Here is a 13,995-nt window from a genome sequence, read left to right on the forward strand (position 1 = left end):
CTTGTACGGTGGTGTGAGAGGACGGAGGCCGTGAGGCCTCCTCCTACTCGATTGTTTGCTAGCACAGCTAACGGCCAATAACGCTTATTCTCAGTGTCTTGTGTGAGAAGAAGTTAGCTCTGATGCACGTAACTGAGCAACGGCTTTCGCTAGTTCTAGCTGAGCTTGTGCAAAGTTAATGTCTATGTTGCCCTTGTTGATGTTCTCTAGAGCGGCATATTTCGCTTCTTCTGCGCGAGCGCGGTCAATGTCTTTACCATGCAAGGCCGTGTCGGCTAATAACGTAACCACATCCGGCTGAACTTCCAGCATCCCACCAGAGACATACAGCACTTGGCCTTCTGATTTAGGGTCTGTAACAAACACGGTTACGCCCGGTTTGATCTTACTGAGAAGCGGGGAGTGACCGGGGCGGATCCCCAGTTCACCGTCAGCGCCAGAAACGGCTAGGGCATACGCTGGACCTGAAAACAGCGTACCTTCCGCACTTACAATATTAAGTTGAAATGTATTATCTGTAATTCCGATAGCCATGGTGCACCTGCCTCTTAGAGTGATTTTGCTTTGTTAAGCACTTCGTCGATAGAGCCACAGTACAAGAACGCTTGCTCTGGGATATCGTCATATTCACCGCTCAATAGACCTTTAAAGCCTCTTAGTGTTTCGCTTAGCGGTACAAAGACACCTTTCTGACCGGTAAACACTTCGGCTACGTGGTAAGGCTGCGTTAAGAAACGTTCAATCTTACGAGCGCGAGATACGGTCTGTTTGTCTTCAGTAGACAGCTCATCCATACCAAGAATCGCGATGATGTCTTTTAGCTCTTTGTAGCGTTGCAGCGTTGTTTGTACTTTTTGTGCAATGTCGTAGTGCTCTTGGCCTACGATCAGCGGATCTAACTGACGTGACGTTGAATCTAACGGGTCAATCGCAGGGTATAGACCCAGTGCCGCGATGTTACGAGACAGTACAACGGTCGCATCTAAGTGAGCAAAGGTTGTTGCTGGCGATGGGTCAGTCAAGTCATCCGCAGGTACGTATACCGCTTGAATAGACGTGATAGAGCCTTGTCTAGTCGAAGTAATACGCTCTTGAAGCACACCCATCTCTTCAGCGAGTGTTGGTTGGTAACCTACTGCTGAAGGCATACGGCCCAGCAGTGCTGATACTTCTGTTCCCGCAAGTGTGTAACGGTAGATGTTATCAATGAACAGAAGTACGTCACGACCTTCATCACGGAAGCGCTCAGCCATAGTCAGGCCTGTAAGTGCAACACGTAGACGGTTTCCCGGTGGCTCGTTCATTTGACCGTAAACCATGGCTACTTTGTCTAGTACACCTGCTTCTTTCATCTCGTAGTAGAAGTCGTTACCTTCACGAGTACGCTCACCTACACCGGTAAACACAGAAAGACCTGAGTGGGCTTTGGCGATGTTGTTGATAAGCTCCATCATGTTGACGGTTTTACCTACACCAGCACCACCGAACAGACCAATTTTACCACCCTTAGCGAATGGACAGATAAGGTCGATAACCTTAACGCCTGTTTCTAGAAGCTCAGTGCTGTTTGCTTGTTCTTCATAAGAAGGGGCTTCACGGTGAATCTCGTAGTTTTCTTTCTGACCGATTTCACCACACTCATCGATAGGTTGACCAAGCACGTTCATGATACGGCCTAGCGTTTCTTCGCCGACAGGAACCGTGATTGGAGAGCCTGTGTTTTCAACCGTTAGGCCACGACGTAAGCCATCTGACGTACCCATTGCAATACAACGAACGATATTGCTACCCAGTTGTTGTTGTACTTCCAATACTAACGAGCTTGCTTCGTCGCTAGTCACTTTCAATGCATCATAAACGCGTGGGCTGTTGCCGCCGCTGAACTCGACGTCAACCACCGCGCCGATTACTTTAACTATTTTTCCAACACTCATTCTTAAATCCTCAAATTCTGTTCTTGACCCAGTCTTTTCTAGCCCTAGACAGCTTGGGCACCTGAGACTATTTCACTCAGCTCTTGGGTAATGGCAGCCTGACGCGCCTTGTTGTAGACCAACTGCAAGTCATCAATGAGTTGGCCTGCGTTATCAGTCGCCGCTTTCATAGCGACCATTCGGGCTGCTTGCTCACAGGCAATGCTCTCTACGATGCCTTGATACACTTGTGATTCAATGTATCGATGTAACAGCTCAGAGAGGATGTCTCTTGGTGCTTGTTCGTAGATGTAGTCCCAACGACGTGCTTTTTTCGCGCCTCCATCGGCCTCAGAATCTGAAGGGTGGGGCAGCAACTGCAAGGTCGTTGGTTCTTGAACCATGGTGTTGATGAACTGGTTATACACGAGATACAAACTGTCAATTTTTTCGTCGTCGTAATGCCCTAGCATCGCGTTAACCGTACCTAAGATGTCTTCTAATTTAGGTGCGTCACCAAGACCTGACGTTTGCGCGATAACATTGCCGCTGCGTTGGAAAAATGAGATAGCTTTTGAACCAATTAAGGTGGTCTCTACCTCAACACCTTTGGTACGCCACTGTTCCATTTCTTCTAGCACTTTCTTGAACAAGTTCGAGTTCAAGCCACCACATAAGCCCCGATCGGACGAAATAATGATGTAAGCAACACGTTTTGGTTCACGCTGTTGAAGATAGGGGTGCTGGTATTCCAGCGACCCTGATGCGACATGAGAGATAACTTTGCGCATGTTCTCGGCATATGGACGTGTTAGCGTCATGTTGTCTTGAACTTTACGCATCTTACTTGCCGCAACCATCTCCATTGCACTGGTGATTTTCTGAGTGTTACTAACACTGCCTATCTTAGTGCGAATTTCTTTAGTACTTGCCATAATCTGCTCCTATTTGTTTTGATTTCCAGCTAACAAACCGGAGCACTTACCAAGCTTTCATCCCAACAAAACCTTCTAGGATCTCTTTAAGAGCACCGTCGATTTCGTCATTGTAATCGCCTGTCGCGTTGATTTTTTCGAACAACGCAGGGTTCTGACCTTTGGCATAAGCAATCAGCTCTTCTTCAAAACGGGCAATGTTGTTTAGCTCAACACCGACCAAGTAGCCTTTCTCTGCTGCGTAGATAACCGTTGCTTGCTCAGCGACTGACATTGGAGAGTATTGTTTTTGCTTCATTAATTCGGTAACACGCTCACCATGGTCTAGCTGTTTGCGCGTCATCTCATCTAAGTCAGAAGAGAACTGAGCAAAGGCCGCCAGCTCGCGATATTGAGCTAATGAAGTACGGATACCACCAGACAGTTTCTTGATGATCTTGCATTGCGCCGCACCACCCACACGAGATACCGAGATACCTGGGTCTACTGCAGGACGTAAGCCTGAGTTAAACAGTTGGGTTTGAAGGAAAACCTGACCATCAGTGATTGAGATTACGTTGGTTGGTACAAACGCTGATACATCACCCGCCTGAGTTTCAATAATAGGAAGCGCCGTTAATGAGCCTGTTTGGCCTTTCACTTCACCGTTAGTGAACTTCTCTACATACTCTGCATTCACTCGTGCTGCACGTTCTAGTAGGCGTGAGTGAAGGTAGAATACGTCGCCAGGGAAGGCTTCACGACCCGGTGGGCGTTTCAATAGCAATGAGATTTGACGGTAAGCAACGGCTTGTTTTGATAGGTCATCATAGATGATCAGCGCATCTTCACCGCGGTCACGGAAGTATTCACCCATGGTGCAACCCGCATAAGGGGCTAGGTATTGAAGCGCTGCAGACTCTGATGCTGATGCCACGACTACGATGGTGTTTTTTAGCGCATCGTGGTCTTCGAGTTTACGAACCACATTAGCGATAGTGGAGGCTTTTTGGCCAATCGCTACATACACACATTTGATGCCAGAATCTTTCTGATTGATGATCGCATCGATAGCTAACGCTGTTTTACCCGTCTGACGGTCACCAATGATAAGCTCACGTTGACCACGACCGATTGGCACCATGGTATCAACCGCTTTATAACCAGTTTGAATAGGTTGATCAACAGACTTACGTTCGATTACACCCGGTGCAATCACTTCTACAGGGTCGAGTCGGTCACAACTCACTGGGCCTTTGCCATCGATTGGCTCGCCTAATGTGTTGACTACACGACCAAGAAGTCCGTTACCTACAGGTACTTCTAAGATACGACCTGTACCTTTCACTTTCATACCTTCAGAGAGGTCAGTGTAGGGGCCCATAACCACCGCACCTACTGAGTGGGTATCGAGGTTAAGTGCGAGTGCGTATTTGCCACCTGGTAGCTCAATCATCTCGCCTTGCATAACATCAGCAAGGCCATTGATTGTGATGATGCCATCACGAACCGATACGATAGTGCCTTCATTGCGAGCCTCGGTGCTCACATTAAATTTCGAGATGCGTTCTTTGATTAGATCGCTGATTTCATTTGAATTTAATTGCATAATTGTTACCTATCTCGCGTGAAGTTGATGAGCCAATCGGTCAATTGATGTGTTTAAAGAACCATCGATAACGGTTTCACCCGCTTTGATGACCATTCCACCCACTAACGTGTCATCAATAACCTGCTTCATTTCAACCTGACGCTCTAATTTCTTCTCAAGTGCAGCTGTTAGTGACGTAACTTGATCTTGTGTCAGCATTTCTGAACTGGTGACAGTGACAGGCACTACACGTTCATGTTCGTCCTTTAGCTCGCAGTACAATTCAAACAGGTCTCTTACAACAGAAAGGCGGCCGTTCTCGGCCAAGACTCGAATGAGATTAATGACGTGGTCATCAACGAGTCCTTGGCAAATATGAATGATGAGGTTTGCCAGCTCTTCTGTTTGGTGTGTAGAAGCACCTTCTGCTGAAGAAATCTGACTAGCGATCGTTTCTTCTTCCGCGACAGCCACAAGAATGGACAGCATTGAGTGCCACTCTTGTAACTGGTTTTCACCTAAAGCAAATTCAAACGATGCTTTGGCGTAGGGATGAGCAATATTGGTGTAATCTGACATATTGCCTCTCCTTAGAGCTCGCTAATCATTTGGTCAACTAGCGCTCGGTTCGTTGCGGAATCTAGGTTTTTGCTAATCAGTTTCTGTGCACTTTGAATTACTGCGTCTGCCATATCTGCCTGAAGTTCACGGCGTATCTTTTGGCGTTCGCCTTCTAGCTCAGCTCTACCTTGTTCTAAGATGCGTGCCTTTTCTTGCTCGGCTTCTTGTTGCGCTAAGCTGATGATTTCATTGCGGCGTTTTCGGCCCTGTTCAATCAGTTCAGTCACATCTTTTCTTGCATCTTCGATGAGTTGCGCGCCATTTGATTTTGCTAGTTCTAGCTCTTTCGCAGCGTTCTCTGAGTGGCGTAAACCATCAGCGATTTCTTTTTGGCGCTCGTCTAACATCGCGGTGAGAGGGGGCCATACATATTTCATGCAGAGCCAAACAAAAATCACGAATGAGATTGCTTGTCCAAACATGCTTGCATTTAAGTTCATACCTTCCTCACTAAATCTTGATTATGTATAAATCGATCTTTCAAAGCGGTTTGATTAAGCCACGGCGAAGATGATGTATAGACCGATACCAACACCGATCATCGGTACTGCATCCACAAGACCCATCATGATGAAGAATTGAGTACGAAGCATTGGAGTAAGGTCTGGTTGACGCGCAACACCTTCAAGGTATTTACCTGCTAAGTTACCAATACCAGATGCTGCACCTGCTGCACCTAAACCGATCAGTAATGCACCTGCTACATATAAAACTGCGCTTACGATATCCATTTGTATCTCCGATAAATAATTTTTTAGTTAAATTTTTTAGTTATTAATTAGTGGTGTTCTTCTGTTGCCATACCTAAATAAACAACGGTCAGTACCATAAATATAAATGCTTGCAAGAATACGATTAATATGTGGAATAGTGCCCAAGGAACACTCAGTGCCCATTGCATCCACCATGGCATTAATGCGATCAGAATAAATATCATCTCACCTGCATACATGTTTCCAAATAATCGTAAGCCTAGTGATATAGGTTTTGAAATTAATGTTATTAATTCAAGAACTAAGTTAACAGGGTATAAAAGAGGGTTATCAAATGGCTGCGTAGTAAGCTCTTTGATAAAGCCTTTCAATCCTTTATTTTTAAATGTATAAGTCAACAGTAAGATAAATACACCGAGTGCCATCGACATTGGAATATTTACGTCCGCCGTTGGTAGATCTCTAAAGTGTTCTAGACCCATTGCACGACTTAATGCTGGTATGAAATCTATTGGTAATAAATCGACCGCGTTCATTAACAACACCCAAACAAAAGTGGTTAATGCCAGTGGCCCTATTAATTTATCCTCCGCTTGAAAAATCTCTTTTACTAGGTTGTTTACAAAATCAAATATCAGTTCGATAAAACATTGAAATCGACCTGGAACACCGCTGGTGCCCTTAGTCACTACGTATCGAAAAGCTCCAATAAACAGTAAACCCGTAATCCAAGATACCAACATCGAGTCGATGTTGAACGCCCAGAAACCATCACCTGTAGTTAAGAAGGTTAAGTGATGCTCTATGTATTCGTGAGCGGTAGTTACTTGATCCATACTACACGTACTCCGATCTTGTAGAGGCAGTAATAAATGGTGTTAAGAAGTACCCAACCATAGTGAGAATATATGCGTACAATATTACTGGGTTATCCAATTTGAAAAACTGGAACGCCAAGATAAACATTAAGAACGTATAAGTTATTTTCACGACACGACTCATTTGCATTAAGTCACGTAAACTATAATTAGGATTCTTGCGCACCTTTAGGCTTGCATATATAAAACCAAACAGCGGAGGTAGCATCGCAATTCCGATACCCAAAGCCGACGATTCCATATCTACTTTATTACCAAAAAACACTTCATATAAAACTACACCGACGGCTAATACTACTTGGCAGAGAACAACTCTTTTAGCAGCAACAAGAATGTCACCACTTATCCCATTAAGCCTCATAATAAAACCTTATATTTAACAGTGTAAGCTCATATAAAACACAGTTTGAATATGTCTTGCTACTCGCATTTACTTGTTAATAAAACTTTGCTTGTTAACAAAGAGATAATCTTGCTGGTCTTATATCTCCTGACGAAATAGAACGATATAAACTAGTTCGCTCTCGTTTCGACAAAATATAAACTACGCCTAAAATTATGTGATCAAAACGACAAATATTGATATCAATAATTCCATTTTTGAAATGGGTGTTTTCCATTTATGAAAGTAATAATTCTGTCACTATAATCATGAATATTTAAGATGCTTTATCCTTGTGAAAAAGAGGGTCTTTTTAGAAGGGAGTAGCGAGCTAAATTTTCAACTTATGATCTTATCAATTAAGACTATTCAAACACTTAGGTTCATTTACAAGCTGAGTTGTGAAGTGTGATTTTGGTAGGGGTTAAGCTTGTTTGAGGCAATGATGGAAGATCTGGTTTTTCTGGTAAATTAAACGTACGTCGCTCCTTATAAATAAGCGAATATTTTTTATATTGTCGTCAGCTTGTCACTATTTGCGTGCGCGAGAGTGAAAATTCAGCGCCTAAATGTTGATGATATAGGAGTGAAATGGGGGACTGGGTGTGCGAGAAGCATGGTGCGGAGAAGAAACACCGAGTTTTGAGGAAGTAAATGGCAGCAGAGCGCTGCCTAATTTACTTAATCTAGGCTCTCTTATGACTCTTCATAACTGAGGTATTGAATACATAAGTCATGGAAAGCCTGTGCTTGTGGCGAGATCGTACGATCAGACAGTCTGAAAATGCCGATTTGTCGTTGCAAGGGTGGGTCAATTAGCGGAATCCACACCAAGCGGGTTTCATTGGTTGGGAAAGCCAGCTTAGGTAGCGTGGTCACGCCTATCCCGAGCTCTAACACCGAAAAAAGCGAGGTAATGTTCTCGACAGAGTACAGGGCTTGTTCGCTGAGCATGCGCGCAGGTGTTGGGTCCAGTAGGGTGCAAGTCCCGTTACGAATGAAGGGCTGCTTTAACAAGGTTTGCCATTCGATTCCTTCCCGTTGAGAGGCGATAGGGTTATCTTTGAGGCACACCACACCGATAGGATCAGAAAGCAAAGGCGTGAAGTCGATGCTCTCTTCTTCTAAATGGGAGCTATTACCGAGGGCAACATCCACCTCGCCAGAGAGTAATCTTGCTTCTACCCCTGCCGCATTATCATCAATCAAACTCACTTCTACATTCGGGTACTGCTCACAAAATGCCCCTAAAACACTAGGGATGAGTTTTGCGGCCACCGAAGGCACGCTCGCTATTCGAACTCTTCCTTGTTGTCCTGCTGCCGCTGCGCGTAAGTCATTGTCTAATGCTTTGTAAACGTTCAGAAATTGAATGATCTTGGGCAAACATATTTCTCCAAAAGGCGTCAGTGTCGATTTGTTGCCTGTTTCAAACAGAGGTTGGCCGAGTATTTTTTCCAACTCTTTTATCGAAGTCGAAAGTGCCGCTTGCGATCGATTTGCACGGTGAGATGCCGCTCTAAATCCACCTTCTTCGACCACCAAAACGAAATGTTTTAACTGTTGTAGCTTAATACTCATGACTCCGATCCTTCTCTAGCCCTTGCTATACCTTACTTTTCGCAATGTGATAGATTTTATTTATCAAATGCACAAAATTTACCGTTAGATTTATCAGGCGTCAAGGTGCAGTATTTAACCATCTTGAAACATAGTTGTTACAAAGTTGGATGAAATCGTGAACGCACAAACTAAAAAACACCCAGTAAAAACCTCTCTTTTTGCTTCAAAAGCACCACTAGAGTGGGCAATCGTTAATAACGGCACTCTATACACTGCGCAGATTCCAATCGATGAAACGGGCGCAGTAGTAGAAGGCGGTATTGAAGCGCAAACGCGTCAGACTTTTAACAACCTTGTTCATACCTTGGAGTGTGCAGGCGAATCGATGGATTCTGTGCTGCAGGTTCTGATTTACGTGACTGACCGTGAATACCTGAAAACGGTAAACAGCGTATACGGAGAATACTTCAACGCACCTTATCCAAATCGTGCAGCAGTCGTTGTTGCAGGGCTAGCTAGAGAAGAGATGTTGATTGAGTTCGTGGTTTATGCATCGGCGTCTCAACCTGAATAAATGGACTGTGAACTGAGGCAATTTGCCAATCAAAGCTGTTTGTCTACGCAGATCTTTACTAATACAAGCGAATAGTTTTACGTCTAGATACAAAATTAATACTTATTCTCTATATGAATTAACAATTTATTAATTAATCCGATGGTTGCCAGACTCAACCGCAACCTAACGTTACAAGGACAGAATGATGACTCACTTACAGAATGTTCAAGCAGAAAACGCACTTTACATTGGCGGCGAATGGCAAGCGGGTGTAAGCACCGTAGCGAACATTAACCCATCAGATATTTCTGAAAATATTGGCAACTTTGCACAAGCAAGTGCTGAACAAGTTCAACAAGCGATTTCAGCGGCGAAACACGCTCAACCAGAGTGGGAAAAAACGCCGATTGAACGCAAGCAAGCGGTGCTTCAAGCGATTGGTGATGAGCTGATTGCCCGTTGTGATGAGCTGGGCACTTTGCTATCTCGTGAAGAAGGTAAGCCTTTTGCTGAAGGTCGCGGTGAGATTTACCGTGCAGGTCAGTTCTTCCAATACTTTGCGGCTGAAGTGCTTCGCCAAATTGGTGACAACGCAGATTCTGTACGCCCGGGTGTTTCTGTTGAAGTGACTCGCGAAGCGGTGGGCGTTATCGGCATTATCTCTCCTTGGAACTTCCCGACAGCAACAGCAGCTTGGAAAATTGCTCCAGCATTGGCTTTCGGTAACAGCGTTATTTGGAAACCAGCAAACCTAACACCAGCAAGTGCGGTCGCGCTTACAGAGATCATCCACCGCCAAGGTATCCCTGCAGGTACGTTTAACCTTGTACTGGGTAGCGGTTCAACAGTAGGTGATGCACTGATCAACTCTAAAGAAGTGAACGGTGTGAGCTTTACCGGTTCTGTTGATACGGGTCGTAAAGTGGCAGCGGCTACAGCGCCAAACTTCGTTCGATGCCAACTAGAAATGGGCAGTAAGAACGCACTTGTTATTGCTGACGATGCTGATATCCAAACTGCGGTTGATGCAACGATTGCAGGTTCTTTCTCTGGCGCAGGCCAAAAATGTACCGCGTCTTCTCGCCTTGTGGTTATGGATAGCATTCACGACCAATACGTTGAAGCACTGATCAAACGTATGAGCGAGCTGAAAGTGGGTCACGCACTGGAAGAGGGTGTGTTCATGGGCCCTGTCGTTGATGGCAACCAACTTGAAGCAAACCTAGGTTGGGTTGAGAAAGCACGTCAAAGCGGCGGTGAGCTGGCATTTGGTGGCGAACGCTTGAGTATGAAGCACGAAGGTTTCTACATGTCTCCAACGCTGTTCTTGAACACTAAGAACGATTGGGAAGTGAACCAAGAAGAAGTGTTCGCACCAATGGCAAGTGTGATTCGTGTCGCTGACCTAGAAGAAGCGATTGCGACAACCAACGACACTCGCTTCGGTCTAACAGGCGGCATCATTACTCAGAGCCTACGTACTAGCGCAATGTTCAAGCAACAAGCGCAGACCGGTTGTGTGATGGTCAACCTACCAACAGCAGGCACGGATTACCACGTACCGTTTGGTGGTCGTAAAGAGTCTAGCTTCGGTCCTCGTGAGCAAGGTCAATACGCGAAAGAGTTCTACACAGTGGTTAAGACGGCTTACCAACGTCCTTACTAATCCACTTTCTAAATAAGAATTGGATAGCTGAATTAACTTCCTAGCTATCCAGCTATCGAATTGGCCTGATTCACAGAGTCAGGCCAACATTCAAACCAAAGCAGCAAACGAACTTAGACAAGTGATTTAACCCATTTTTGAAAACATGTTATTTGAGCGTGTTTTCAAAACCGAGCTAGAACACTGAGCTTTCAATAGGAGTGGTTATGTACCAGCAACGGATTGTTATAGATGGATTGCAATACTGCAATTGGAACAGAGAATATTTCCAAACACTAAAGGCGAGCGGCATTACAGCAGTTCACGCTACCGCGGTTTACCACGAGACGGCTCGTGAAACCTTATCTCGCTTTGCAGAATGGAATTTAAGATTCGAGCAGAACGCAGACCTTATCATGCCGATTCACTCAATGGCTGATGTTGAGGCTGCAAAAGCAACTGGCAAAGTCGGCATTTTACTTGGTGCTCAAAACTGTTCTCCAATCGACGATGAGATCGGTCTTATCGAAGTGATGCGTAAGCAAGGCCTTTTGATCATGCAACTGACGTACAACAACCAGAGCTTATTGGCGACGGGTTGCTACGAGAAGAACGACACAGGTATTACTCGCTTTGGTAAACAAGCCATCGAAGAGATGAACCGAGTGGGCATGATCATAGATATGTCTCACAGTGCAGAGCGCTCAACACTTGAAGCTATCGACTTGTCTTCTCGTCCTATTTGTATCAGCCATGCGAACCCGACGTTTGCTCATGATGCACTACGAAATAAATCAAACGATGTAATTAAAGCTCTAACCGCACGCGGCGGCTTAATCGGATTCAGCTTGTACCCATTCCACCTACCAAACGGCAGCCAATGTACCTTGGAAGATTTCTGCCAGATGGTTGCGACTACGGCTGACATGGTCGGCGTAGAGCACCTCGGTATTGGCAGTGACCTATGCTTAAACCAACCTCAAGCCGTTCTTGAATGGATGAGAAATGGTCGTTGGTCTAAAGCAATGGACTACGGCGAAGGCTCTGCGAACAACTCAGGTTGGCCAGATGCGTTGCCTTGGTTCTGTGGTAGTGCGGGTATGGAAAACATATATAACGGATTGATGCGTCATGGTTTCAGCGAGTCTGAAGCTGGGCAAGTCTTGGGAGAAAACTGGTTTAACTTCTTGAAAGATGGCCTAGAGCCTCAAACCAAGGGTTAACGGTTTCTCGCGAGCCATCATCGAATTAGCAGCCTTCTAACAAACGTTCAATAAGCAAGTGCTGCTTAAACCAATTTCACTATTCAAAAGGAACAACGGTCTATTTCGCAACGCGGTAACCCAAACATGGATTAGCCTGCCCAACACAAAAAACAATAGGGCAGGTGTTAAATACACCCTTGTAGTCATCATTCAAATGACAGCTGCAAAGAAACCTCTGGAGTCAGAGTATGTCTGATTTAACCAATAGCGTGAAATCTTCAAGCTTAAATGCGGGTCAAGCACACACAACAATTAATGCAAAAAGCAACACAAACGAGTCTGAGTCTACATCAGACAAATTAGGCCTATCCAACCCAGCACTTTGGTACAGCGGCGGTTTTATCGCTCTGTTCGTGGCACTTGCTCTATTTGATGGCGAGCTGTTATCAAGCCTAGTAAATACGGGCTTTGCATGGTCTGTAAAAGTATTCGGTCCTTACTGGCAAATGCTTCTTCTTCTGACTTTTCTTATTGGTCTTGGCCTGGCGGCAGGGCGAACAGGCAAGGTTATCCTAGGCGGCATCGCTAAACCTGAAATGGACGGCTTCCGTTGGATGGCGATCATCTTCTGTACGCTACTGGCAGGTGGCGGTGTATTTTGGGCAGCAGCAGAGCCTATCGCTCACTACGTTAGCCCACCACCATTGTACGGCGCACAAGAAAACGCACAGCAAGGCGCGGTGAATGCTTTATCGCAATCCTTCATGCACTGGGGTTTTCTAGCATGGGCTATTGTCGGTAGCTTAACGTCTATTGTGGTGATGCACCTTCACTACGACAAAGGCTTACCGCTTAAACCTCGTATTTTGCTTTACCCAGTTTTAGGCGAGCGAGCATTGAAAGGTCACACCGGCGCATTGATTGATGCATGTTGTATTGTCGCAGTAGCGGCGGGCACCATTGGTCCTATCGGCTTCTTAGGCTTGCAAGTGAGCTACGCACTGAACGCACTGTTTGATATTCCTGATGGCTTCACGACGCAGCTTATCATCATCCTGTTCGCTATCGTTCTATACACATTGTCGGCATTAAGTGGTCTTAACCGCGGAATGCAAATGCTAAGCCGTTACAACGTAATTTTAGCAATGTCATTGATGGTCTACATTCTGATCTTCGGCCCAACAAACTTCATTTTCAATGGCTACATCCAAGGTGTAGGCAGCATGATAGACAACTTCATCCCAATGGCAACATACCGTGGTGACGAAGGTTGGTTGAGCTGGTGGACAGTATTCTTCTGGGGTTGGTTCTTAGGTTACGGCCCAATGATGGCAATCTTCATCGCACGTATTTCACGCGGTCGTAGTATTCGCCAATTGGTATCAACCATTAGCTTGATTGCACCGTTTGTTACTTGCTTCTGGTTCACGATTGTTGGCGGCTCTGGCCTTGCGTTTGAAATCGCAGATCCAGGCAGCGTAAGTAAAGCGTTCGAAGGCTTTAATTTACCTGGCGCGCTACTGGCAGTAACTCAGCAACTACCAATGCCAATGCTTATCTCTATTCTGTTCTTGATCTTGACGACGATCTTCATCGTAACGACAGGTGACTCAATGACTTACACCATCAGTGTGGTAGTCAGCGGTGAGACAGAGCCTAACGCAATTATTCGTACTTTCTGGGGTGTGATGATGGGGGTAACAGCATTGATTCTGATTTCCCTAGGTTCCGGCGGTATTTCAGCGCTGCAATCATTCATAGTTATCACAGCGGTACCGGTGTCCTTAATCTTGCTGCCATCACTTTGGAATGCGCCTCAAATCGCAATCAAGATGGCGAAAGATCAAGGTTTGTAGAAAAGCAGGATCTGTAAAGAAACTGTAGAGGAAACGCTCTCTAAAAATTAAAGAGAAACAAGGTATCAACCTTTGAAATAAGGCTGATACCAGATTCCGAAAGGAAGAGAAAACCCGTACTGGTGAAGATACATCGGACGGCAACTATTTAGGTCAAG

Annotated in this window: 14 protein-coding genes; 4 read left to right on the forward strand and 10 right to left on the reverse strand. The window is 45.3% G+C overall.

What is annotated here, in order from left to right; translation table 11 throughout:
- Positions 1-90: 90 nt before the first annotated feature.
- From AB6E30_RS14895 to AB6E30_RS14940, 10 genes are all read right to left on the reverse strand, one after another.
- Positions 91-534 (reverse strand): F0F1 ATP synthase subunit epsilon, encoded by a 444-nt coding sequence (locus AB6E30_RS14895; RefSeq protein ID WP_017060844.1) that lies wholly within the window; start codon positions 532-534, stop codon positions 91-93.
- Between the two features lie 14 nt (positions 535-548).
- The gene (gene atpD, locus AB6E30_RS14900; RefSeq protein ID WP_017068485.1) at positions 549-1,934 is read right to left on the reverse strand and encodes a F0F1 ATP synthase subunit beta; all 1,386 of its coding nucleotides are present in this window, start codon (positions 1,932-1,934) and stop codon (positions 549-551) included.
- A 44-nt stretch (positions 1,935-1,978) separates the two neighbouring features.
- Positions 1,979-2,848 carry a F0F1 ATP synthase subunit gamma gene (atpG, locus tag AB6E30_RS14905; RefSeq protein WP_372104150.1) on the reverse strand — a complete coding sequence of 290 codons (870 nt, stop codon included), beginning with the start codon at positions 2,846-2,848 and terminating at the stop codon, positions 1,979-1,981.
- 46 nt (positions 2,849-2,894) lie between these two features.
- Complete coding sequence (atpA, locus tag AB6E30_RS14910; protein ID WP_017060841.1) at positions 2,895-4,436, reverse strand: F0F1 ATP synthase subunit alpha; 1,542 nt, start codon at positions 4,434-4,436, stop codon at positions 2,895-2,897.
- A 9-nt stretch (positions 4,437-4,445) separates the two neighbouring features.
- The gene (locus AB6E30_RS14915) at positions 4,446-4,997 is read right to left on the reverse strand and encodes a F0F1 ATP synthase subunit delta (protein WP_017060840.1); all 552 of its coding nucleotides are present in this window, start codon (positions 4,995-4,997) and stop codon (positions 4,446-4,448) included.
- An 11-nt stretch (positions 4,998-5,008) separates the two neighbouring features.
- On the reverse strand, positions 5,009-5,479 hold the full coding sequence (locus tag AB6E30_RS14920; RefSeq protein ID WP_017068483.1) for a F0F1 ATP synthase subunit B: 471 nt from the start codon (positions 5,477-5,479) through the stop codon (positions 5,009-5,011).
- A 54-nt stretch (positions 5,480-5,533) separates the two neighbouring features.
- Positions 5,534-5,770, reverse strand: a complete 237-nt coding sequence (gene atpE, locus AB6E30_RS14925; RefSeq protein ID WP_004730405.1) for a F0F1 ATP synthase subunit C — start codon at positions 5,768-5,770, stop codon at positions 5,534-5,536.
- A 47-nt stretch (positions 5,771-5,817) separates the two neighbouring features.
- Entirely contained in the window at positions 5,818-6,588 is a 771-nt protein-coding gene (atpB, locus tag AB6E30_RS14930; RefSeq protein WP_017060838.1) for a F0F1 ATP synthase subunit A, read from the reverse strand.
- A 1-nt stretch (position 6,589) separates the two neighbouring features.
- Positions 6,590-6,991: a hypothetical protein gene (locus tag AB6E30_RS14935; protein ID WP_017060837.1), complete on the reverse strand. Its 402-nt coding sequence runs from the start codon at positions 6,989-6,991 to the stop codon at positions 6,590-6,592.
- 717 nt (positions 6,992-7,708) lie between these two features.
- Complete coding sequence (locus AB6E30_RS14940; RefSeq protein ID WP_017060836.1) at positions 7,709-8,593, reverse strand: LysR family transcriptional regulator; 885 nt, start codon at positions 8,591-8,593, stop codon at positions 7,709-7,711.
- A gap of 157 nt (positions 8,594-8,750) precedes the next feature.
- Here AB6E30_RS14940 and AB6E30_RS14945 point away from each other — a divergent pair, with 157 nt between their 5' ends.
- The 4 genes from AB6E30_RS14945 (at position 8,751) to AB6E30_RS14960 (ending at position 13,837) form a co-directional block, all read left to right on the forward strand.
- On the forward strand, positions 8,751-9,149 hold the full coding sequence (locus tag AB6E30_RS14945; RefSeq protein WP_372083449.1) for a RidA family protein: 399 nt from the start codon (positions 8,751-8,753) through the stop codon (positions 9,147-9,149).
- Between the two features lie 187 nt (positions 9,150-9,336).
- The gene (locus AB6E30_RS14950; RefSeq protein ID WP_017060834.1) at positions 9,337-10,797 is read left to right on the forward strand and encodes an aldehyde dehydrogenase family protein; all 1,461 of its coding nucleotides are present in this window, start codon (positions 9,337-9,339) and stop codon (positions 10,795-10,797) included.
- Positions 10,798-11,003: 206 nt separating this feature from the next.
- Positions 11,004-11,999 carry a membrane dipeptidase gene (locus AB6E30_RS14955; protein ID WP_372100626.1) on the forward strand — a complete coding sequence of 332 codons (996 nt, stop codon included), beginning with the start codon at positions 11,004-11,006 and terminating at the stop codon, positions 11,997-11,999.
- A gap of 230 nt (positions 12,000-12,229) precedes the next feature.
- On the forward strand, positions 12,230-13,837 hold the full coding sequence (locus AB6E30_RS14960) for a BCCT family transporter (protein ID WP_017066850.1): 1,608 nt from the start codon (positions 12,230-12,232) through the stop codon (positions 13,835-13,837).
- The last annotated feature ends 158 nt before the right edge of the window (positions 13,838-13,995 follow it).

Source organism: Vibrio sp. 10N.247.311.12 (assembly GCF_041467515.1).
In the GTDB taxonomy this organism is placed as follows: domain Bacteria; phylum Pseudomonadota; class Gammaproteobacteria; order Enterobacterales; family Vibrionaceae; genus Vibrio; species Vibrio crassostreae_C.

What these genes read in the sequence shown, in the direction of transcription:
- AB6E30_RS14895 (WP_017060844.1), bottom strand. Translation starts at nt 534, where the DNA reads ATGGCTATCGGAATTACAGATAATACATTTCAACTTAATATTGTAAGT.
- atpD (WP_017068485.1), bottom strand. Translation starts at nt 1,934, where the DNA reads ATGAGTGTTGGAAAAATAGTTAAAGTAATCGGCGCGGTGGTTGACGTC.
- atpG (WP_372104150.1), bottom strand. Translation starts at nt 2,848, where the DNA reads ATGGCAAGTACTAAAGAAATTCGCACTAAGATAGGCAGTGTTAGTAAC.
- atpA (WP_017060841.1), bottom strand. Translation starts at nt 4,436, where the DNA reads ATGCAATTAAATTCAAATGAAATCAGCGATCTAATCAAAGAACGCATC.
- AB6E30_RS14915 (WP_017060840.1), bottom strand. Translation starts at nt 4,997, where the DNA reads ATGTCAGATTACACCAATATTGCTCATCCCTACGCCAAAGCATCGTTT.
- AB6E30_RS14920 (WP_017068483.1), bottom strand. Translation starts at nt 5,479, where the DNA reads ATGAACTTAAATGCAAGCATGTTTGGACAAGCAATCTCATTCGTGATT.
- atpE (WP_004730405.1), bottom strand. Translation starts at nt 5,770, where the DNA reads ATGGATATCGTAAGCGCAGTTTTATATGTAGCAGGTGCATTACTGATC.
- atpB (WP_017060838.1), bottom strand. Translation starts at nt 6,588, where the DNA reads ATGGATCAAGTAACTACCGCTCACGAATACATAGAGCATCACTTAACC.
- AB6E30_RS14935 (WP_017060837.1), bottom strand. Translation starts at nt 6,991, where the DNA reads ATGAGGCTTAATGGGATAAGTGGTGACATTCTTGTTGCTGCTAAAAGA.
- AB6E30_RS14940 (WP_017060836.1), bottom strand. Translation starts at nt 8,593, where the DNA reads ATGAGTATTAAGCTACAACAGTTAAAACATTTCGTTTTGGTGGTCGAA.
- AB6E30_RS14950 (WP_017060834.1), top strand. Translation starts at nt 9,337, where the DNA reads ATGACTCACTTACAGAATGTTCAAGCAGAAAACGCACTTTACATTGGC.
- AB6E30_RS14955 (WP_372100626.1), top strand. Translation starts at nt 11,004, where the DNA reads ATGTACCAGCAACGGATTGTTATAGATGGATTGCAATACTGCAATTGG.
- AB6E30_RS14960 (WP_017066850.1), top strand. Translation starts at nt 12,230, where the DNA reads ATGTCTGATTTAACCAATAGCGTGAAATCTTCAAGCTTAAATGCGGGT.